We start from the raw sequence: 19674 nt of genomic DNA on the forward strand, positions 1-19674 counted from the left end.
TCTTCGCAGAAAACCGAACAACTGGACAAAGGTTACGAGCCTGACAGCGCAGCCTTGGCTCAGAGATAATTGATGAGGCTGATCTTCTGGAGCTGCGAGGTGAGCGCCAGCGCGGTCTGGATCTGTGTCTGCAGCGTATTGACCCGGACCGAGGCTTCGGTCGGATCGACCTTCTCCATGCCGACGATCTGATTGTTCAGGATGTCCTGCTGCGTCTTGAGCTTGGCGGTTGCGGTGGTGACCCGCTGCTGGACCGTGCCGACGCTGCCGCCCAGCGCAGCGAGATCGTTGATGGCGTTGCCGACCAGCCCGATGGCCTTGTCCACCACGACCTGGAACGTCTCCTGGCTCAGCTTCACGTTCCCGAGGTCGGCCATCATGGTGTAGGCCTCGGCGAGCCTGCGGAAGCCGATCTGGTTGGCGCTCACCGACGTTTCCGCGATCTCCGTCGTGGAGATGCGGCTTTGCATGGTCTGGTCTGTCGCCGACGACCAATTGGTGTTCCAGGCCGGGCTGGCAAACTCGGCATCGAAGGTGGTGTCGAGGAAGGTCTGCATCTGGGCCGGGGTGATCGTGGCCACGCCGGGCGCGGATTGCGAGAAGCCGAAGGCCGCGAGAAAATCCGCATCGACCTGGTTTTTGCTGGCCGAGCCCGCGGCGTAAGGCGTGATGGGCGCGTTCTGCGTGTTGATGCCCGAGAACAGATAGGAGCCGTTATAGGAGACGTTCAATGCGCCGATCAGGTCCTGGAGATTGGAGGCAGCAGGCGGCAAGATGACCCGCCCGCCGCCGTCGGTGCTGCGGGCCGCGATCAAGTCTTTGAGGAAGTCCGTCGCGGTCTTGCTGAGCTGGGTGATCCGATTCTGCGTCACGTCGAGGCGTCCCGAGACGAGCCCGTTGGTATCGACGAGCTGATCGGCGAAGCTGAAGTCCGCCCGCAGCGTGAGATCGCTTCCCGTCGAGGCACCGAGTTCCAGACCAACGTCGTAGAAGCGGCCGGTGGTCGCCTCGGTCGAGGCCTTGCTCAGCGCCGCCTGGTTGTTCGTGATCGAATACCTCAACGACGAGGACAGCATCAGGGTGGAAACGTAGTTTGCGCTCATCATGGCTCAGTTCCCCACGGCGGTCAGCAGGCTCTGCAGCATTTCATCCACGGTCGAAATGATCTTCGACGAGGCCGAATAAGTGCGCTCGACCTGAAGCATTAAGGCCATCTCGTCGTCCATGTTGACGCCGTTGACGTTTGACAACGCCGTGATGCTGCGGTTGAGCAAGGTGCTCTGGTACTCGGAGTTGTCGTTGGCGACCTTGCGCTGATTCTCGATCCAGCTCGCCGACGACGATGCGAAGTCGATCAGGCTGCCGCTCGGCTTGCCCTGCGTGGTTGCATCGAACGGCTGCGCGGCATCCATGCCGCCGATGAGCTGCTGCAGCCGAACCGAATAGCCGCCGTTGCCGGCGGTGTTGTATCGGTAGGCAGGGTTGCCGCTGATCGCGCCGTCGCGCAGCAGATTCGGGTTGCCGCCCAGGGCTGGATCGACCGATGCGGCGACCGAGATCGTGCCGGCGAGGCCCACCGAGACGGTCGCGCTCGCCGGCATCGCCGGCGCGCCCGGATAGGTGAAGAGGCCGGGAACGTCGGGCAGCGCCGCGGCGGTCTGATCGCTTTCCCTGAACGTGTTGATCAGGCCGCGCGCGATTTCGTCGAGCTGGCTCTGATAAGTGACGGTGTCCCGGTCGCGCAGCTGGGCGAGGCCTGCGAGCTTGCCCGACTTCAGCGGCATCACCGAATTGGCGCCGGTCACCGGGACCCCGTCGATGTAGACGGCGTTGCCCGTGGTGCCGGCGGTGTAGGCATTCGTCGGCGCAAAGCTCACCGTCCGCGCCGTCTTGTCGAACAGCACGACGCCGCTGTCGGCGTAGAGCGCCGCGTCGCCATTGGGGCGGATCGACATGTTGACGCCGACCTCCTGCGACAGCTGCGAGACGATGCTGTCGCGCTGATCGAGATAGTCGGTGATGTCGTCGCCGGAGATCGTGCCTTTCACGATCGCGGTGTTCACGGTCTCGAACCGGGAGAGCAACTGGTTGATGTTCTGAACCGACGTCTGCATGTCGGCATCGGCGCTTTCGCGGACCGACTGCACGGTCCGGGTCGCCTGGTTGAGCGCGGTCGCCATGTCCTTGGCGGACGCGACGGCCGCCTGCGCCAGCGTGGCGTTGTCCGGGGCGTTGGCATATTTCTGCAACGCCTGCTTCAGCGCGTTGAGCTGCGCCGTCGGCGACTGGTCGAGCTCCGGATCGTCCACCGTCGCGGTGGCGATCTTCTGCAGGCCGTCATAGATCGCGGTCTGCTTGGCGGACGACGAGGTCGCGACGAGGACGTTGTTGTAGAGGCCCGAGCTGGCGGCGCGCTGGATCGCCGCGACATAGACGCCGGCACCGGGCAAATTGTCCAGCACGGTGAGCTTGCGCGAATAGCCGGTGGCGCTGGCCCCGGCGATGTTGCGCGAGATGACCGACGACTGGACGCTCGACGCCATGAGCGAGGAGCGAGCCGAGTTGAGAGCGGCGGTAAGCGACATGGCGTGCTCTTGCCCGAAAACGAGCGCCGAAGAACTCAGCGCTTCAGGTTGACGACGACGTCCAGCAGATCCGAGCCGGTCTGGAACGATTTCGAGTTCGCCGTGAAGCCGCGCTGGGCCTCGATCATGCCGGTGAGTTCGTCCGCAAGGTCGACGTTGGAGTCCTCCAGGGCACTGGACTGGATCGTGCCGAGCCCACCCGTGCCGGCATTTCCGACCTGCGCGTTGCCGGAATTCATGTTGGTCGAATAGACGTTGCCCGGCTCGGGCGTCAGATTGTCGGGGCTCGCGACGTCGGCGAGCATGATGGTGTAGAGCGTCAGCTGCTGCCCATTCTTGAGGATCGCCGTCACGTGGCCGGCATCGTCGATATCGACCTTGTCAATAGCCGAGGGAACGCTGCCATTGACGGTGGCCTTGAAGCTGAAGTCGGTACCGACCTGGGTCAAGTTCGACAGGTCAAAGGTCATCGCCGCACCTCCGGGAACGGTGAAGGCAAGACCGGTCGGGCTCGCCGCGGCGAGCGCGCCCCTGCCGGCCGCCGTGGTATCGAAGGTGAACGTCGTGGCGGCGCCGAGCGAGGTGCCCGTCGCGGAGTCGTAGACCCCGATCTGCCAGGTATCCGAGCCGGCAGCTGTCGCCGTGTGAGACATATAGACGTCGAGCGTAACGGCCTGGCCGATATTGTTGTAGGCCACGATCGAGCTCTTCGATGAATATGACGCCGGACCAGGCGGGCCAGCAATGACGGCCGCTTTCGGATCCAGGTTGCCGGTCGTCAGCGTCCCCGCCGTTGACGGCACCGGCACCTGCGAGACCTGGGCGATGTTGACGATCTGCATGCCGGACAGGCTGTTCTGCGAGAAATTGGTCACGTTGCCGGGCTGGCCCAGAAGATAAAAGCCCGCCCCGTTGACCAGGTTGCCCTGGCTGTCGGGCACGAACGAGCCGGCCCGCGTCAGATATTGCTGCGTGTTGTTGGCGTTCGACACCACGAAGAAGCCATTGCCCTGGACGCGGAGGTCCGTGGTCGATGTGGTATATTGCGTATTGCCCCCGTCGCTGATGGCATAGCGGACCTTGGTTTCGACAGCGCCGGAATCGTAATTGCCGGAGCCGCTCTTCAGGATCAGCGAGGAGAACTCCGTCGAAGCCCGCTTGTAGCCCGTCGTGTTGACGTTGGCGATGTTGTCCGAGACCGTCGACAGCTTGTTGGACTGCGCGTTCATCCCGGAAACGCCGGTGCGCATAACACCATACAGGCTCATGAATTGGGCTCCTTTGGTAGGTTGCAGCTACAATGGGGGTTCTTGCTTGCGCGGGGCTGATGATTGGGCGCGATGCACAACTTGTCGTGGTCCGGTCAGCTCTGCTTCAGCTCGTCCCGGGCTGGCAGAACGAGCGCGCCTTGTCCGTCCACGCGCCGAAACCGCTCGAGACGAGATGCGCAACGATGTGACAGACATAGCGCTTCTGCGCCGGCTGATTGTTGGGACCCGCGTTGTAGCGGGCGACCGCCATGGTCCAGCTGCCCTCGCGCTGCTTCAACTCCTTCAGGAAGCGCGCGGCGTACTCGACGTTCCCCGCGGGATCGAACATCGCCCGGACCGAAGCGAACTTTTCGCCGTGATAGTAATGGTTGATCTGCATGCAGCCGAGATCGATCAGCTTGATGCCTTTGCTGCGCATCGCCTCGAAATTCGCGATTGCATCGTTGATGTCCTTGGCGAACACGGTCTGGCCGTCGGCCCCGAGCGCGTAAGGATGGAGCGCGCCGCGCCGGCCGGTCTCAGTGAGGCCGACCGCATAGAGAATGCCGAGCGGAATCCCATGCTGCCGGGCCGCGCGCGTCATCTCGCGCTCGCAGGGGCGCACAGTCTCGGCGGCCGCCTCGGCGGCGCCCGCACTAGAGATAAACAGGGCCGCGACGGTGATGCGGCGCCACGTCCTGCTCATGACGCGTCTCCTGATTGAACTGGCGCTCCTCGCGGGCCTGCTTCGCGCCGCCGTCGGATTGCCCCGACGACGTGCCGGCGCCGCCGAACGCGCCTTGCGACTGCGGCGAGGATTGTTGCTGGCCCGAGAGCTGGGGCTGGGACTGGCCGGAGCCGCTCTGGAATCCGTCCAGCGAGCCGTGCTGGACCGGCGCGACGTCGGCGACATAGCCTGCTGACTGCATGAGATCGCGGATCTGGTCGCGCTGCTGGTCGAGCATCTGGCTCGTGTCCTTGCGCTCGGCCGCGAGTTGGACGGACACTTCGGTGCCAACAAGACGCAGGCGCACCGTGACGTTGCCGAGCGCGGGCGGTTCGAGATTGACGGTCAGGATCCTGAGCGGCTGATCCGGTGCGTTGGTCTGGGATGCGGCGAGATCGGGTGCCGCGGACGCAGCCGGAGCCGAGGACTCCTTCAGCTCGGCGACGACTGCATTGGCAACCTGCTGCGGGGCGTTGAACTGCGCCGGTGGCAGATGGGTTTCCTGCTGGACCACGGTGACCTTGGTCGTCTCGGGCAGCGCGGCGCGCGCCGAAGCCTTGGCAGCGCGCTCGACATCGGCCGTAACAGCCTCGAAGCCGGATGATGCCGGCCTTGCGCTCGAAGCCTCCATACCTTGCGTCAGCGCAGATTGCGACGCCGCCATCGCTTGCGAAGCCGCCGCCTGCGAGCGCGCGCCGGCCGGGGCAGGACTGGATGGACCGGGATCCCCGGTTGGCGCCCTCATCACGCCCGGAGCCTCGTGCTTCGCCGAGGTTAACCGCTCATCGCGCGCAGGCGCTTCCTTGTCTGCGGAGGGAACTTGCATCTGCGGCTTCACGGCAGGCACGGCAGCGATCTCCTGCCCGACCATCACAGCGATGCCGGATTGATCCTGGCGATCTGTCCCGGTGACATGATCGACCGGATGCTGTTTCTCCGCCAGCCTGTCGGACTTGGTGTCGGAGGCCTCGTCCATGAACTTTGGATCTGCGGTGGCCGCGACAGGTTCGCGCAGCGTCGCCTGCTTCGGCTTCTCCTGCTCGGTCGGTTGGATCGGACGCGTGCGCAGCGTTCCGGTCTTCGCGGCCGTCTCGCTGCCGTCTTCGCTCAGGGCTTGCTTGGCGAGATTCGAGACGGTGTGGAGCAATTCGTTGAAGGACGAATTCGCCTGCGGTTTGGTCGCTGCGCCCTTTGCCGCGCGCGACCCGCGCATGTTGAGACTCTCGGCGAGACCGTTGAAGAGCTGTCCGGAGGTTCCACTGAGCTTGGTCATGGACGGCGGTCCTTGGTCAGAAGTTCGAGCTCGCCGAGCTGCTTCTGCGCGCGTGCGAGCGTCGCGGTCGACGACGCCAGATCGAGGCGCGCCGGCGTTGCCGGGGGCTTGTCCGCCGCCGCGGCGGATCCGCCCGCGAACGGCTTGCGGACATCGAGCGCGAGTTGCACCGTGGCATTGAGAAGGGGGAGGTCGCGCTCGGGCAGCTTCGACCGGTCGAGCGCCTTCAGTTCGGCGAGACCGCCGTCATATTCGTCGGCGAGCACGCGCGAGGCCCCGCGGAAGAAATGGGCGCGCTCGCGCTCCGCTGATGCATCCGCGCTGAGGGTCAATGCCCGCTCGCCGGCCAGCCGGGTCACACTCAGCCGTCCGCGCACCATCGCGGCGCGCGCGATCACGAGATACAGCTTGAGGCGGCTGGCACGATCGATCTGCTCCAGCAGGGCTGAGATCCGCGCAAAGCGGCGCTCGTCGAGTGCCAGGCTCGATTGCGTCAGCCCCGCGGAGAAGCGCTGCCAGAAATCGCCCGCATAGATCGAGTTGCGGTAATGGCGGAGATAGGCCAACGTCAGGAACTCGAACTTCTCGAAATCCTCCGCCTGCCCCACCAGCAGGATCTCGCGCCGCAGCGCCGCTTCCTCGACCAGCGTGCCGGGCAGCAGCAGGCGCGCATCGTCCAGGCGCTCGATCGCGAGCGATGCCTCGGCGCGCGCGAACAGCGCGCCCTGAACCAGCGCGACCTGTCCGCCCAGTCCCGAGGGAATGGTCCGCGGCTTGATCTCCTTGAATAGCTCCCGCGCTTCCTCCTGGCGACCCTCGACATAGGCGAGCGCACCGTTGAACAGCCGCTCGTCGACGTTCATCTTGTCGCGCGGCAGTTTGCGGACGATTTGCGGCGCACCGCCGCTGAGCAGGTAGATGACGACGGCCTGGCCGTTCTGCGGATTGCTCCACACCGCGGGATCGGCAGCGAGAAACTTCTCGCCGATCTGCCGGACCAAGGAGATATGATTACCATGTGCTGCGGTGTCGCCGCGGGCGATGCCGTCCTGCACCGCTTGCAACGCGCGGACGAGCTCATAGGGTTCGCTGCCCTGGGGCGCAGGCTGGGCAAGCGCATTTGCCGCGATGAACGGCAGCAGCAAGACGGCGCGGCGCAGCAGCCTGATCAAGGTCGCTTCTCCCGGATCAGGATTTCGATCCGGCGGTTCTGGGCGGCCGCCGGATCGTTCGGGAGCTTCGGCCGCCGATCGGCGTAACCTTCGATATGCTCGATCCGCCGCGCATCGACGCCGGAACGGACCAGCATGTAATAGGCCATCTGCGCACGCGCGGTCGACAGCCGCCAATTGTCGTAAGTTTCCGACCGATACGGCCGATTGTCGGTATGCCCGCGGACGATGATCATGCCCTGGCGCTTCATCAGCAGCGGCCCGATCTTGTCGATCACGCGGATCAGCTCGGGCCGCGGCTCCGCCGAGCCGACCGCGAACATGCCGAAGCTCGCATCGTCGGTGAGGCTGACCAGGAGCCCTTCCTCGACCTGACGCACCTCGGCCGCCGGCCCCGCCCCTGCTTTGATGTCCGACAGCGCCTCCGCGACCGCGGACTGAAGCTGCTTGAGGGTGGGTTGCTGCGTTTGCGCCGTGTCGCGCGCCTCCGGCTCCTTCGCCGTATCGTTGAGACGAGCCTGCCGGGCGGTGCTCACCTGGACGCCAGCTTGGGCGCTGCCCTCGCGCGGCGACTGCGTCGGTGCGGCGCCCGGTGGCGCCAGCGGCGACAGACTTGCGGACGAGCTCTCCGGGCCCGGAGCCACGTTGCCGCCGGCATCATCCGTCATGCTCCGGCGCGCCTGCACCTCGCCCGGATTTGCTCCGGCTGCGCCGTCTCGCGCGGAGGCATTCGGCTTCGGCTCGCTCTCGATGAAGCGATCGGCGTCCTTGGACGCCTGTGGCGCCAGCTTCCAATAGCCGGGATCGAATGGATCGCGATAGGCATCGCCCCCCTTGAGGCCGTCCTCTTCAGCGGAGGTCAGAGCGCCGGCGCGCCGCTGGCCCGTCGACTGGTTCGCGCTGTTGGCGATCTCGGCGAGCGTCGCATAGGGGTCACGGAACAGGACCTTCTCCTCGAAAGAGGCCGGCTTCTCAGCCGTCGGAGAATCGCCGCGCCTTTCCTCGTTCGTGCCGGCCGGCTGACGCTTGCCGTCCTGGCCTTCGAACGACGACGGCTCCTTTTTTGAGAGATCCTTGAGGCCCTTTGGGGCAGGTGAGTTCTCAGCGAGCTTGATCGGGTTGAAATAGCTCGCGACGACCTGCTTCTGGTCCTGGTTGAGCGCGTTGAGCAGCCACATGACCAGGAAGAACGCCATCATCGCGGTCATGAAGTCCGCATAGGCGATCTTCCAGACGCCGCCGTGATGCGCCTCCTCGGCGAAGGCGCTGCGGCGGCGGACGATCACGATCTCATGCTTGACCTCCTCCATGGCGGACTACCGGCGCGCTTCCTTGAGGCGTTCACTCCAGGCGGAGATCTGCGTCTCGATCACGGTCTGGTCGGCCACGACGCGCACCTCGAGCGTCTCGGCGGCCTCGTATGCGATGCCCGTTCGCCTCGACGCCTCGAGCTGCGTCTTCACGAGATCCAGCAGCTCGCTCGGGCCGGTGACCTTGAAGGCCGGCGCCGACGAGCTGCCGGTCAGTGCCGCGATCTGCTCGACCAGCGAACCGATCGCCTTGTCGCGCACCGCATCGGTGAGGAACGGCAGCAGGATCCGCGCCACGGAGCTTGCGATATTGGTCTCGATCTCGCGGCAGGCCGCCTCGAAGCCGCTGACGATCGCGACCGCCTGCTGATCGGACCATTTGGCCCGCTCTTCGCCGAGCCGGATCGCGCTGCGGACGCGCTCCTCGGCCAATTTGGCGTCGCCTTCCGCGACGCCCGCGGCATGGCCGCGCCGATAGGCGTCGTCCAGGAGATTGACCGGCGGCGCTTCCGTCGCGGGCGCCGGGGACTGAGCCTGAAGCTGCGTGTGGGCCTGCGGCTGCGATTGAGGCTGCGGATCGCGCCTCGCCTCCTTTGGCCTGGTCAGCACATCCTGGATTTTTGGAGGCGGGGGCGGCGGCGACGACTTGACCCGGCCATTCGCATCGAACTGCGTCAGGAGTTTTCCGATTGCCGCGTTCATGCCGCCTCCTCGCGTCGCATCCAGTCTTTAAGGATCGCCGCCGCCTGCATCTGATCGAGCCGGACGATCTGCTCGAGCCGCTTCTGCGGCGTTCGCTGCATCTTGCCTTCGAGGTCTTCGACGAGGTTGAGCTCGGCCTCCTCGCCGTCGGGCAGCGCAAGGGCCGCCGAGGCCTCGAGCTGAGCGGCCTCGGCCGCCTCGGCCTGCTCCTGCTCCGCGCGATGGGTCAGAATGCCGTTGACCGCCGGCCGCAGCCCGAACCAGACCAGCATCGAAGCCACGGCCAGGATCGTGATCGCGTTGATGACGCTGCCAAGCTGCTTGTTGATCATCTCGACGAAGCTGATCGGCGGCACCGGCGCCAGCTCACGCGAGCCCTCGATGAAATCGACGGCCGTCACCTGGATCTGATCGCCGCGCGCCTTGTCCAGTCCGCCCGCCGTCGCCGCGAGCTGACTGATCTCGGCGAGCTTGCTGTCGATGATGGCCTGGTTGCTCTTGTCGCCGAGATCGGCGACCAGCCGCGCGCGATTGACTAGGACGGCGATGAACAGCTTCTTGACGGAATAGCCGTCGCTGACCGTCGTCGTGGTCTTGGAGGAGACCTCGAAATTGGTGACGTCCTCGCGGCGGGTCTTGTCCTCGCTGGAGTTCTTGCCGCCGCCCGCATTCACCTGCTGGTCGGGGAGATTCTGCTGCACCGTGGTCGGCGACGAGCGGTCGGCGTTCTGCGAGGATTCCTTCTCGCGTACGGCCCGCACCGAGCGCTCGGCGCGGTTCTCGGGATCGTAGACCGTCTCGTTGATCTGCCGCTTGTCGGTGGACAGCTGCGGAGCGACGCTCACCTCGAAATTGTCGAGGCCGAGATACGGCGTCAGCGCCTTGCGGATGCTCTCCTGCACCATGCCGCTGACCGTCTTCTGCAGGCTCGCCATCTTGGTCGGCGCGGCGCTGGCCTCGTCCTCTTCGGCGAGCAGCATCGAGCCGTCGGCGTCGAGCACCGTCACCTTGTCGCGGCTCATGCCGGGAATGGCGGCGGCGACGAGATGCCGGATCGACTGCGCCGTGCGCGCCTCGATCGCGCCGTCGGTGCGCAGCACGACCGATGCCGAAGGCGGCTGCTGCGTGGCGCGGAACGAGCCGCGCACCGGCAGCACGATATGCACGCGCGCCGCCTTCACGCCCTTCATCAGCTGGACGGTGCGGGCGATCTCGCCTTCGAGCGCGCGCAGCTTGGTGACCTCCTGCATGAACGAGGTCAGCCCGAGCGAGCCGATCTTGTCGAACAGCTCGTAACCGGAATTGGCGCTGGTCGGCAGCCCCTTCTCGGCGAGCAGCATCCGCGCCTGCATGGTCTGGCTCGGACGCACCGAGACCGCGTCGCCGGCGGAATTGACGTCGAAGGTGATGTTCTGCTCGCGCAGCGCCGCGCCGATGCGCGTCACGTCCTCGCGGGTGAGGCCGGTGTAGAGCGTTTCGAACTCGGGGCGGCTGAGATAATAGGCGCCGCCGACGACGGTGACGAGAACCGCAAAACCGATCAGTCCCAAGGCCATCAGGCGTCGCGGCCCAAGCTCCAGCAGATTGTTGAGCAGTTGCTGTACCTGCGCACGACTGAGCATATGACCTCGTACCAATGCGAATGGTGACGACACTCAGCTGCCAACCTTGTCTGAAGGTTGCGCGAGGCGCGAATTTCGGGTTCGCTGGCGAGGCGTTGCAATTTTACAAGATGGGGCGACGCAATCGGTTTGGCAGCCGCAAGCGAGCGCTACGCAGGGCAGCCCGACCGGCTGCGGCGTGTCGCAGAAGTATGACGAAGGTTTCGATTGCCGGCACATCGCGTGTCGGCGCCCACCATCACGGCGGGGACCGTGCTCCCTGAGGGAGCACGGTCGTTTTCGAAAGCGCCGCTTAGCCGCGGAACAGCGACAGGATACTCTGGCTGTTCTGGTTGGCGATCGAGAGCGCCTGAACGCCGAGCTGCTGCTGGGTCTGCAGAGCCTGCAGGCGGGTCGATTCCGCGTTCATGTCGGCGTCGACGAGCTGGCCGACACCGCGGTCAACCGAGTCCATCAGGGTCTTGACGAACTCCGAGTTGGTCGAGATGCGGTTCTTGACCGCACCGAGATCGGCAGCTGCCGAGGCCACCGAGTTGATGGCGGCGGTGACCTGCGCGATGTAGGCATCGAGCGTGGTCTGGTCGGCCGCCGAATCGGTCAGCGCGGAGATGTTGATCGTGTCGACCGAGGCGCTGCCGGCCACGGTATCCAGAATACCGGTCTGCGTGGTCGAGTAGAGCGTGTAATTGGCGGTCGTCACCGTGATGGAGCCGATGGTGGGCGTACCGCCGACGCGGGAGTAAGACGACACGAGGTTGAAGCTCGTCGGGGTGGTACCCGTCGTCGTGCTCAGCCAGTTAATGCCGTTGAAGGTCGCCGAGTTGGCCTTCAGCTTCATGTCCTGCTGGATCTGGGTGATGTCCGCCTGGATCTTGGTGCGGTCGATACCGGCAGTCTTGGCTTCGACCAGCAGCGCCTGGAGCTTGGTCAGGCCGGATTCCTTGTCGCCGATCACCGAGGTCAGAGCGGTATATTCGGTGTCGACGGTCGCAGCCGACAGGCCGAGCGAGTCGGAGACAGCGGACAGCGCGGCGTTGTCGGAGCGCATCGAGGTCGCAATCGACCAATAGGCGGCGTTGTCCGAGGCGGTGGACACGCGCTGACCGGTGGAGATCCGGTTCTGCGTGGTGGCGAGTTGCGTGCTGACAGACCGCAAGGTCTGGAGCGCGGTCATCGCGGAGGAGTTGGTGAGAAGACTAGAACCCATTTTGATGTCCCTTTGAAGATTGACTTGAGTTGGGGACATACCGGGCTTGCACCGGTACGACAGAGCGGCGTCATGCCTTTGGGCGTGCCGCAAACGCGGTTCAAGGCCCAATCTGCCGTAGCGGCGAGGTTAGCGAGCGAAGCTTGTGCGGGGCTTGTGGCCCTGTGTTCCTGCCGCAACAGGCGGCCGGACTTGGGCGCGCGTGGCCATGCCCAAACGAAAGGGCCGCGCTTCGCGAGAAGCGCGGCCCTCCTCCGATGACTTCCGTCTTAGCGGAACAGCGACAAGATGCTCTGGCTGCTGTTGTTGGCGATCGAGAGCGCCTGCACGCCGAGCTGCTGCTGAACCTGAAGGGCGGCCAGGCGGGTGGATTCCGCGTTCATGTCGGCGTCGACGAGCTGACCGACACCGCGGTCAACCGAGTCCATCAGCGACTTCACGAAGTTCGTGTTGGTCGAGATACGGTTCTTGACCGCACCGAGGTTGGCGGCGGCCGAGGCCACCGAGTTGATCGCAGTCGTCACCTGCGCGATGTAGCCATCGAGCGTGGTCTGGTCGGCGGCCGAGTCGGTCAGCGCAGAGATGTTGATCGTGTCGACCGACGCACTGCCGGCCACGGTGTCCAGAATGCCGGTCTGCGTGGTCGAGTAGAGCGTGTAGTTGGCCGTCGTCACCGTGATCGAGCCGATGGTGGGTGTGCCGCCGACGCGCGAGTAGGACGACACCAGGCTGAAGCTCGTCGGAGTGGTACCCGTCGTGGTGCTCAGCCAGTTAATGCCGTTGAAGGTCGCCGAGTTGGCCTTCAGCTTCATGTCCTGCTGGATCTGGGTGATGTCCGCCTGGATTTTGGTGCGGTCGATACCTGCAGTCTTGGACTGGACCAGCAGCGCCTGGAGCTTGGTCAGACCCGAGTCCTTGTCGCCGATCACCGAGGTCAGAGCGGTATATTCGGTGTCGACGGTCGCGGCCGACAGGCCGAGCGAGTCGGACACCGCCGAGAGCGCAGCGTTGTCGGAGCGCATCGACGTTGCGATCGACCAATAGGCGGCGTTGTCCGACGCGGTGGACACGCGCTGGCCGGTCGAGATCCGGTTCTGCGTGGTGGAAAGTTGCGAACCCACAGACCGCAGGGTCTGGAGTGCGGTCATGGCAGTCGAGTTCGTAAGCAGGCTTGACATTGCGAATGTCCCTTTATGTACGCGTTTACATTTTCACGAGGGGACATACCGGGCTTGCACCGGTACGGAAGGGCGGCATCATGCCTTTGGACCGATCTGTGTGGGTCCAACCCGCCGTACCGTGTTGCTAGCACGCCGAATCTTGCTTCCGGATTAAGACGGGCTCGAATTCTGCAGCAAAATCATATGGTTAAATTACGCACCGCTAACCATATCCAGCGCGTTTCGCTTAACCATAATCGGCCGGCGGGCGCTCGCGGTGCTCACGAGAACGAGCGGACCAGCCCGGAAGCCAGCAGATTCCAGCCGTCGATCAGCACGAAGAACAGCATCTTGAACGGCAGCGCGAGGATCGTCGGCGGCATCATCATCATGCCCATCGACATGGTCAGCGTCGCCACGATCATGTCGATCACCAGGAACGGCAGGATGATGAGGAATCCGATCTCGAACGAGCGCCTGAGCTCGGAGATCATGAAGGCCGGAATGATGACGCGCAGATCGACCCGCTTGTCGTCGAACTTCCTGCGGAAGCTTTCGGCAGCGAGCGCTTCGAAGGTTTGGAGATCCTTGTCGCGGACATGGGCCAGCATGAACTCGCGGAACGGATCGGTGATCTTCAGATAGGCTTCCTCCTCCGATATCTCGTTCTTCATCAGCGGCTGGACGCCGGTCTCCCAGGCGCGGTCGAAGGTCGGCGCCATCACGTAGAAGGTCATGAACAGCGCGAGACTGATCAGCACCAGGTTGGCTGGCGTGGTCTGGAGGCCGAGACCGGCGCGCAGGAACGACAACGCCACCGCAAATCGCGTGAAGCTCGTCACCATGATCAGCAGCCCCGGCGCCACCGACAGCACCGTGATCAGCGCCATCAGCTGGATGATCCGGCCGCTGGTCGAGCCGTTTCCGGGCGGCAGCAGGGAATTCAGGTCCGGAATCTGGGCCAGCGCCGCTTCGGGCAGCACGACCAGAACCATTGCGAGCAGCAGGACTTTCACCCTCACTGGATCACCAGCGTCTCGATGATCAATTCGCGGACCTTGCCCGATGAGCGGATATTGGCACGCTCGGTCAGGTCGTCACGCAGATGCTGGAGCCCGCGCGATCCCTCGAACTGCGCCACCGTCGCCGACCGCAAATAGGTCACGATGTCCTCGCTGATATGGGCGGCCAGAATGCCGGCATCCTCGTCGCTCATGCTGTCGGTCACCATCGAGGCTTCTATGCGCGCCCAATTGTTCGCCGGCGCGGCGAGATTGGTCACGATCGGAGACAATTTCCTGAGCCGCGCGCTGCCGGCGTAGCTCGACGCGATCGGCGGCGATGTGGCGTTCTTCTTGGCGTCGGCAACGCGTTCGGCGGTCGCGATCAGATGCAGACCGGCAATCGCGCCCGCGCCGATCGCGATCAGGGTCAGCACGACGATGGCGGCGATCAGGCGCATGGCGTCGCCCGCCATCGTGGCGCGATCCGGCCGGCTCGGGCCTCAGAATGGTGCCACGGCGTCATAGATCCGGTGTCCCCATCCAGGCTGCTGCACGTCCGACAGATTTCCGCGCCCGCCGTAGGACACGCGCGCCTCGGCGATCTTGTCGTAGGAGATGGTGTTGGCCCGCGAGATGTCACGCGGACGCACGATGCCGCCGACCTTGAGCACGCGCATCTCCGTGTTGACTCGAAATTCCTGCGAACCGCTGATCATCATGTTGCCGTTGGGCAGCACGTCGGTGACGATGGCCGCGATCGAGAGCCTGATGTCCTCGGTGCGGTCGATCTGGCCGTTGCCCTTGATCTGGGTATTGGTGCTGAGATTGGCGTTGGCCGAACCCGTGTCGTTCCATCCAGCGATGTCCATCAGCCAGTCGAGCCCGAACTTGACCTGCGAATCGCGCGAGCGGCCGGTCTTGTTGTCGAGCTTGGCCTTGTCCTGCATCGAGATGATCACGGTCACGACGTCGCCGGTGCGGCGGGCGCGCGGATCGCGGTAGAGATCGGTGCCGTCGTCCCAGGTCGAGCGATAGCTGATGGGCGTGCGCATGCGCGGCGTCACCGGGATCGGATCGGCCTGCATCCGCAGGCCGCTGCCGACGGGCGACATCTGCGGACCGGTCAGGACTTCGGCCGGATCATGGAAGCAACCGGCCAGAAATACGGACGCCGCGAGCAGCGAAAGGATGAGGATCGGCTTGGTCATCTATTTGCTCTTTCCGTCGTCCACGCGACGCATGCCGCCGAGCAGGTCTGCGAGGTGCGCCGCGCGTGCCGTGTCCATCTCGTTGAAGATCGCGCTCGAGCTGCGCGGGCTGAGCTTGGCGAGCACGGCGGCGGCGGTCTCGTCGGCCATGCCGGCGATCTGCGTCGCCGCAGCTTCGGGCTTCATGCGCGAATAGATCTCGACGACGCTTGCTTCGGCCTTCTTCAAGAAGTCGTCGCGCAGCGCCATCCACTTCTCGTATTCGGCGCGCTTGGCCTCGACCTCGGCGATGCGCTCGCGCAGCAGGCTCTCGGCCTTCTCGAGCTCCTTGAGCTGCCAGGCCAGCCTGGCGTCGACGGCGGGATCGGCGACGTTGCTGCAGAACAGCGCGATTTCGTTGTCGGGAGCCGGCGCAGCCTGTGGCGGTGCAGGCTTCGGCGGCGCCGTGACGCTGCCAGGCTTGGCCGGACGGGCAGGCGCCGGTGTCTCCGGCACCGCGCCGGTGATAACGGCGCCCGACTCCTCGGCCGCCCATGCCGTGGCCCGGACCGACGCATTGTCGCCAGGTGTCGCGGTGGCCGGCGGCTGCGGCTTCTGCGGTCCGCCCGCGCGGGCGCGGGCGAAGGAGAGCAGGTTGAGCGGTTTCGACGGCTTGGCCTCGTCCAAGGCGAGCGCGGGCGAGGCGCTCGCGAGCATTGCTACCGCGGCCAGCAGGAGGAGTTTGCCTTTGTGATCCAGCTTCAGCATCGGGCCGCGTGCGATTCTCGCTTCAGACCTGAGCATTGAGCGACCAAGCTTGCACGACGCTTGCGCATCATTGCACGATGACGTCGGCCTGGAGCGCGCCTGCCGTCTTGATCGCCTGCAGGATCGCGATGATCCCCGATGGCTTCAGGCCAATCTGGTTCAGCCCGCGCACCAAGCGCTGGAGATCGACCCCGCTCAGGATCGCCACCTGCGATCCGGCCTCGTTGGCTTCGACCACGGTCTGCGGGACGACCACCGTCTGTCCTCGCGAGAACGGCGCCGGCTGCGACACCACCGGCATCTCCGTGACGCGAACCGTCAGATTGCCGTGGGTCACGGCGACGGTCGATATCCGCACGTCGCGCCCGATCACGACCGTGCCGGTGCGTTCGTTGATCACGACCCGCGCCGGCGTATCCGGCTCGACCACCAATTCGCCGATCTCGGCGAGGAAGCGGACAGGGCCGACATGACGCGGCTTCGACAGCACGATGGTGCGGTAGTCGCGCTCGAAGGCGATCTGCGCGCGGTAGCGACCGCCGGCGTAGCGGTTGACAGCGTCGAGGATGCGCGTTGCGGTGACGAAGTCCGGGTTCTTCAGCTGTAGCACCAGGAACTCCATCTCGTGGAGGCTTCCCTGCACCTCGCGTTCGACCAGCGCACCGTTCGGGATGCGCCCGGCCGTCGGCGTGCCCTGGCTGACGTTCTGCGCCTGGCCTCCGACGCTGTAGCCGGCAACCGTGATCGCGCCCTGTGCCACCGCATAGACGGCGCCGTCCGCCGCGCGCAGCGACGTCATCACCAATGTGCCGCCGAGCAGCGACGTCGCATCGCCGAGCGAGGACACGGTGACGTCCATGCGCTCGCCGGGCCCGATCGAAGGCGGAAGGTCCGCCGTCACCATCACGGCTGCGACGTTGCGCGTGCGCAGCGTGGTTGGACGCGGGGGATTGTTGGTGCTCGTGGTCTCGTTCCTGACGTTGATGCCCATGTTCTCGAGCATCGACTGCAGGGACTGTTCGGTGAACGGCGCGTTGCGCAGCGTGTCGCCGGTGCCGTTGAGGCCGATGACGAGGCCGTAACCGACGATCTGATTCTCGCGCAGACCCTTGATGTCCGCGATGTCCTTGATGCGGACGGCGGCCTGGGCGCTGGCGGCCGACACCAGCAGTATGAGCGCAAGCAGGAGCCTGGTCATGACCCGTCCATGACCTTGACGCTGCCGTCCGGCTGGACGACGCCCCTGATGATCACGCCGGTATCCGTATTGCGCACGGGGATCAGCGCGCCGGCCGCCCCCGACTGCATGGCCGAGCCGTAAGTGACGATGGAGAGGCCACTGTCCTCGACCACGACCTTGACCATGGCGCCGCGCGCGACGGTCCAGGGGTCCTCCACCGCATTGGTTGGAATGGGCTGGCCCGGCAACAGCGCGCGCCGCGCCATGCGGCCGACCAGGATCTGACGCGCCTCGATGAACATGGCGACGCCGAGCAGGCTCGGCGCGAAGGCGCGCTCGGTGATCATCTCCTCGCGGATCAGCTCGCCGGCGCGGATCGAGACGGCCGGCACGGGAAGCCGCTTCTCCTCGGCTGCGGCGGCCCGCGCCGCGGCGAGAACCAGCAGCACGGCGGCCAACCCGCGCACGATCAGGCCCACCCTGTTCAACATCGAGACACCGGAACTAGCGCATGCCCTTCGAGACCGTCTGGGCCATTTCATCCGAGGCCTGGATGACCTTGGCATTCATTTCGTAGGCACGCTGTGCCGAGATCAACTCGGTGATTTCCTTGACCGGGTCGACGTTCGAGGCTTCGAGCCATTTCTGGTTGATCTTGCCATAACCGGCATCGCCCGGCAGACCGACGACCGGCGTGCCGGACGCCGTGGTCTCCTTGTAGAGATTGCTGCCCAGCGGCTCCAGACCCGCTTCGTTGGCGAAGTTGGCGAGGTTGAGCTGGCCGATCTGCCGCGGATTCACTTCCGTGTCGAGCTTGGCAAACACCTGGCCGGTCTGGTTGACCGTGACCTCGACCGTCCCCTGCGGGATGGTGATCGCCGGATCCAGCAGGTAACCGTCGATCGTGACCAGCTGAGCGTTGGCGTTGACATTGAACGAGCCCGCACGGGTGTATTGCACCTCGTTGTTGGGGCCGAGCACCTGAAACCAGCCACGTCCGTTGATCGCGAGATCATAGGGATTGCCGGTCTGCGTCAGCGCGCCCTGGATGTGCAGCTTGCGGATCGCCGCGGACTTGACGCCGAGGCCGAGATTGGCACCTTCCGGAATCGGCGAGGACCCGTTGGTATTCGCGACGCCCTGCATGCGGTCCATCTGGTAGAACAGATCGGTGAACTCCGCGCGCGCCCGTTTGTAGGAGGTCGAGTTGATGTTGGCGATGTTGTTCGCGATGACTTCGATGTTGGTCTGCTGGGCGTTCATGCCCGTGGCCGCAATGGCGAGTGATTTCACTGGTCCCACTCCTTCAGATCAAATCGACATCCGAACGACTTCCTGGTAGGCCTGGACGACCTTGTCGCGAACCGCGACCGCCGTCTGCAGGGCCTGCTCGGCCGACATCAGCGCCTCCACGACGCGGCGCGTCGATTCCTTGCCCTGCATTGCCGAGATCGATGCCGCCTCGCCCGCCTTCAGCGTCCCGATCGAATCCGACGTCACCTGCTTCATCACCGATTCGAAGCCAACGTCGTCACTGGTCTGGATCGCGGTGATCGCCGCCGGCGAGACGGCCTGCGTCTCGGTCGCACGGCCCGCGGCTTGCCCTGCGGAAATCGCGGTGGATGAAATCGCCTCAAGCATGGTCAGCTCCTCAAGAGATCGATGGTCATGCCGAGCATGGACCTCACCTGCTTCACGACCTGGAGATTGGCCTCATAGGAGCGGTTGACCTCCCGCATGTCGGCCATCTCGATCATCATGTTCACGTTCGGCAGCTTGACGTAGCCGGCCTTGTCGGCGGCGGGATGCCCCGGATCGTACTCCACCCGGTAAGGCGTGGTGTCGACCCCGATCTCCTTGACCTTCGCGAGCTGTGCGCCGGAGGCGCGATCCATCGCCGCATCGAAGGTGATGGTCTTGCGCTGATACGGATCGGCGCCGGCGGCGCGCCCCGTCGAGGTGGCGTTCGCGAGGTTTTCCGAGACGATGCGCATGCGCGTCGACTGCGCTTCGAGCCCGGAGCTTGCGACCGTCAGCGAGGCACTCAATGAGTCCAGCATGTCAATTCACCTCAGGCCTTTGCACTCGACAGCACCATGCGGTGAAACGACCGCACGATCGCCGCGTTCATCGAATAGTCGCGATTGACGTCGTTGCCCTTGATCATTTCCTGTTCGAGGCTGACGGAGTTGCCGGAGTGAACCACTTCCCAGCTGTCCTTCTTCGCGGTCGCCCGCGTGTCGGTCTCGGCTGCGGCCAATTGCATGTGGGACGGCGACGTCGTCGCAAGCCTCACCGGCATGCCGTCGAGCACCTTGTTGAACGGCTCGACGTCGCGCGCCCGAAAGCCCGGCGTGTTGGCGTTGGCGACGTTGGTGGCGATGGTCGACTGACGCAGCTCGAGATAGCGCGCCTGCGACGATGCGAGTTCGAAGAGATAAAGCGGTCCCACGACGGCCCCATTCTGATCCATTCGGGACGAGCCTAGGGCGTTAAGCTTTCGTCAAGCTGTTGCGCGAAGCACCAT

The 19674-nt window shown here is 65.0% G+C and carries 21 protein-coding genes; all 21 read right to left on the bottom strand.

The genetic code is table 11. The annotated features are described in order from the left end of the window. Positions 1-59: 59 nt before the first annotated feature. A complete protein-coding gene (locus ACM43_RS18900) occupies positions 60-1106 on the bottom strand; it encodes a flagellar hook-associated family protein (protein ID WP_271542085.1) in 1047 nt (348 codons plus the stop codon). A 3-nt stretch (positions 1107-1109) separates the two neighbouring features. Continuing rightward, the gene (gene flgK / locus ACM43_RS18905) at positions 1110-2585 is read right to left on the bottom strand and encodes a flagellar hook-associated protein FlgK (RefSeq protein ID WP_271542086.1); all 1476 of its coding nucleotides are present in this window, start codon (positions 2583-2585) and stop codon (positions 1110-1112) included. 35 nt (positions 2586-2620) lie between these two features. After that, positions 2621-3853: a flagellar hook protein FlgE gene (locus ACM43_RS18910; protein ID WP_025034317.1), complete on the bottom strand. Its 1233-nt coding sequence runs from the start codon at positions 3851-3853 to the stop codon at positions 2621-2623. Positions 3854-3959: 106 nt separating this feature from the next. Continuing rightward, on the bottom strand, positions 3960-4541 hold the full coding sequence (locus tag ACM43_RS18915) for a transglycosylase SLT domain-containing protein (protein WP_271542087.1): 582 nt from the start codon (positions 4539-4541) through the stop codon (positions 3960-3962). After that, positions 4492-5835, bottom strand: coding sequence for a flagellar hook-length control protein FliK (fliK, locus tag ACM43_RS18920; protein WP_271542088.1), 1344 nt, complete (start codon positions 5833-5835; stop codon positions 4492-4494). The genes ACM43_RS18915 and fliK overlap by 50 nt, the downstream gene beginning before the upstream one ends. Continuing rightward, entirely contained in the window at positions 5832-7007 is a 1176-nt protein-coding gene (locus ACM43_RS18925; protein ID WP_271542089.1) for a chemotaxis protein, read from the bottom strand. Before ACM43_RS18925 ends, fliK begins: the two co-directional genes overlap by 4 nt. Further along, entirely contained in the window at positions 7004-8317 is a 1314-nt protein-coding gene (locus tag ACM43_RS18930) for a MotB family protein (RefSeq protein WP_271542090.1), read from the bottom strand. Before ACM43_RS18930 ends, ACM43_RS18925 begins: the two co-directional genes overlap by 4 nt. A gap of 6 nt (positions 8318-8323) precedes the next feature. Beyond that, complete coding sequence (locus ACM43_RS18935; protein WP_271542091.1) at positions 8324-9019, bottom strand: hypothetical protein; 696 nt, start codon at positions 9017-9019, stop codon at positions 8324-8326. Next, entirely contained in the window at positions 9016-10641 is a 1626-nt protein-coding gene (gene fliF / locus ACM43_RS18940) for a flagellar basal-body MS-ring/collar protein FliF (RefSeq protein WP_036046274.1), read from the bottom strand. Before fliF ends, ACM43_RS18935 begins: the two co-directional genes overlap by 4 nt. 292 nt (positions 10642-10933) lie before the next feature. Beyond that, complete coding sequence (locus tag ACM43_RS18945; protein ID WP_157281905.1) at positions 10934-11848, bottom strand: flagellin N-terminal helical domain-containing protein; 915 nt, start codon at positions 11846-11848, stop codon at positions 10934-10936. A gap of 269 nt (positions 11849-12117) precedes the next feature. After that, complete coding sequence (locus tag ACM43_RS18950; protein ID WP_157281907.1) at positions 12118-13026, bottom strand: flagellin N-terminal helical domain-containing protein; 909 nt, start codon at positions 13024-13026, stop codon at positions 12118-12120. Between the two features lie 263 nt (positions 13027-13289). Beyond that, positions 13290-14030: a flagellar type III secretion system pore protein FliP gene (gene fliP / locus ACM43_RS18955; protein ID WP_271542092.1), complete on the bottom strand. Its 741-nt coding sequence runs from the start codon at positions 14028-14030 to the stop codon at positions 13290-13292. Next, entirely contained in the window at positions 14027-14470 is a 444-nt protein-coding gene (locus ACM43_RS18960) for a flagellar basal body-associated FliL family protein (protein WP_036037699.1), read from the bottom strand. Before ACM43_RS18960 ends, fliP begins: the two co-directional genes overlap by 4 nt. A gap of 42 nt (positions 14471-14512) precedes the next feature. Next, a complete protein-coding gene (gene flgH / locus ACM43_RS18965) occupies positions 14513-15220 on the bottom strand; it encodes a flagellar basal body L-ring protein FlgH (protein ID WP_271542093.1) in 708 nt (235 codons plus the stop codon). After that, on the bottom strand, positions 15221-15967 hold the full coding sequence (locus ACM43_RS18970; RefSeq protein WP_271542094.1) for a MotE family protein: 747 nt from the start codon (positions 15965-15967) through the stop codon (positions 15221-15223). Between the two features lie 67 nt (positions 15968-16034). After that, a complete protein-coding gene (flgI, locus tag ACM43_RS18975; protein WP_128263899.1) occupies positions 16035-17165 on the bottom strand; it encodes a flagellar basal body P-ring protein FlgI in 1131 nt (376 codons plus the stop codon). After that, a complete protein-coding gene (gene flgA, locus ACM43_RS18980; protein WP_198399648.1) occupies positions 17162-17638 on the bottom strand; it encodes a flagellar basal body P-ring formation chaperone FlgA in 477 nt (158 codons plus the stop codon). Before flgA ends, flgI begins: the two co-directional genes overlap by 4 nt. Before the next feature lie 13 nt (positions 17639-17651). Beyond that, entirely contained in the window at positions 17652-18440 is a 789-nt protein-coding gene (gene flgG / locus ACM43_RS18985) for a flagellar basal-body rod protein FlgG (RefSeq protein ID WP_036006992.1), read from the bottom strand. Between the two features lie 18 nt (positions 18441-18458). Next, complete coding sequence (locus tag ACM43_RS18990) at positions 18459-18788, bottom strand: flagellar hook-basal body complex protein FliE (protein ID WP_271542095.1); 330 nt, start codon at positions 18786-18788, stop codon at positions 18459-18461. A gap of 2 nt (positions 18789-18790) precedes the next feature. Beyond that, positions 18791-19207, bottom strand: coding sequence for a flagellar basal body rod protein FlgC (gene flgC, locus ACM43_RS18995; RefSeq protein WP_036006988.1), 417 nt, complete (start codon positions 19205-19207; stop codon positions 18791-18793). An 11-nt stretch (positions 19208-19218) separates the two neighbouring features. Beyond that, complete coding sequence (gene flgB, locus ACM43_RS19000; RefSeq protein WP_157281919.1) at positions 19219-19620, bottom strand: flagellar basal body rod protein FlgB; 402 nt, start codon at positions 19618-19620, stop codon at positions 19219-19221. Between the last annotated feature and the right edge of the window lie 54 nt (positions 19621-19674).

The sequence above is a fragment of the Bradyrhizobium sp. CCBAU 45321 genome (assembly GCF_028128975.1).
Taxonomy (GTDB): domain Bacteria; phylum Pseudomonadota; class Alphaproteobacteria; order Rhizobiales; family Xanthobacteraceae; genus Bradyrhizobium; species Bradyrhizobium yuanmingense.

Coding starts and splice junctions, on each gene's coding strand:
- flgA (WP_198399648.1), bottom strand. CDS start 17,638: ATGTTGAACAGGGTGGGCCTGATCGTGCGCGGGTTGGCCGCCGTGCTG.
- ACM43_RS18910 (WP_025034317.1), bottom strand. CDS start 3,853: ATGAGCCTGTATGGTGTTATGCGCACCGGCGTTTCCGGGATGAACGCG.
- flgK (WP_271542086.1), bottom strand. CDS start 2,585: ATGTCGCTTACCGCCGCTCTCAACTCGGCTCGCTCCTCGCTCATGGCG.
- ACM43_RS18960 (WP_036037699.1), bottom strand. CDS start 14,470: ATGCGCCTGATCGCCGCCATCGTCGTGCTGACCCTGATCGCGATCGGC.
- ACM43_RS18935 (WP_271542091.1), bottom strand. CDS start 9,019: ATGAACGCGGCAATCGGAAAACTCCTGACGCAGTTCGATGCGAATGGC.
- flgC (WP_036006988.1), bottom strand. CDS start 19,207: ATGCTGGACTCATTGAGTGCCTCGCTGACGGTCGCAAGCTCCGGGCTC.
- ACM43_RS18915 (WP_271542087.1), bottom strand. CDS start 4,541: ATGAGCAGGACGTGGCGCCGCATCACCGTCGCGGCCCTGTTTATCTCT.
- ACM43_RS18900 (WP_271542085.1), bottom strand. CDS start 1,106: ATGATGAGCGCAAACTACGTTTCCACCCTGATGCTGTCCTCGTCGTTG.
- fliF (WP_036046274.1), bottom strand. CDS start 10,641: ATGCTCAGTCGTGCGCAGGTACAGCAACTGCTCAACAATCTGCTGGAG.
- ACM43_RS18950 (WP_157281907.1), bottom strand. CDS start 13,026: ATGTCAAGCCTGCTTACGAACTCGACTGCCATGACCGCACTCCAGACC.
- ACM43_RS18970 (WP_271542094.1), bottom strand. CDS start 15,967: ATGCTGAAGCTGGATCACAAAGGCAAACTCCTCCTGCTGGCCGCGGTA.
- flgB (WP_157281919.1), bottom strand. CDS start 19,620: ATGGATCAGAATGGGGCCGTCGTGGGACCGCTTTATCTCTTCGAACTC.
- fliK (WP_271542088.1), bottom strand. CDS start 5,835: ATGACCAAGCTCAGTGGAACCTCCGGACAGCTCTTCAACGGTCTCGCC.
- ACM43_RS18990 (WP_271542095.1), bottom strand. CDS start 18,788: ATGCTTGAGGCGATTTCATCCACCGCGATTTCCGCAGGGCAAGCCGCG.
- ACM43_RS18945 (WP_157281905.1), bottom strand. CDS start 11,848: ATGGGTTCTAGTCTTCTCACCAACTCCTCCGCGATGACCGCGCTCCAG.
- flgH (WP_271542093.1), bottom strand. CDS start 15,220: ATGACCAAGCCGATCCTCATCCTTTCGCTGCTCGCGGCGTCCGTATTT.
- flgI (WP_128263899.1), bottom strand. CDS start 17,165: ATGACCAGGCTCCTGCTTGCGCTCATACTGCTGGTGTCGGCCGCCAGC.
- ACM43_RS18930 (WP_271542090.1), bottom strand. CDS start 8,317: ATGGAGGAGGTCAAGCATGAGATCGTGATCGTCCGCCGCCGCAGCGCC.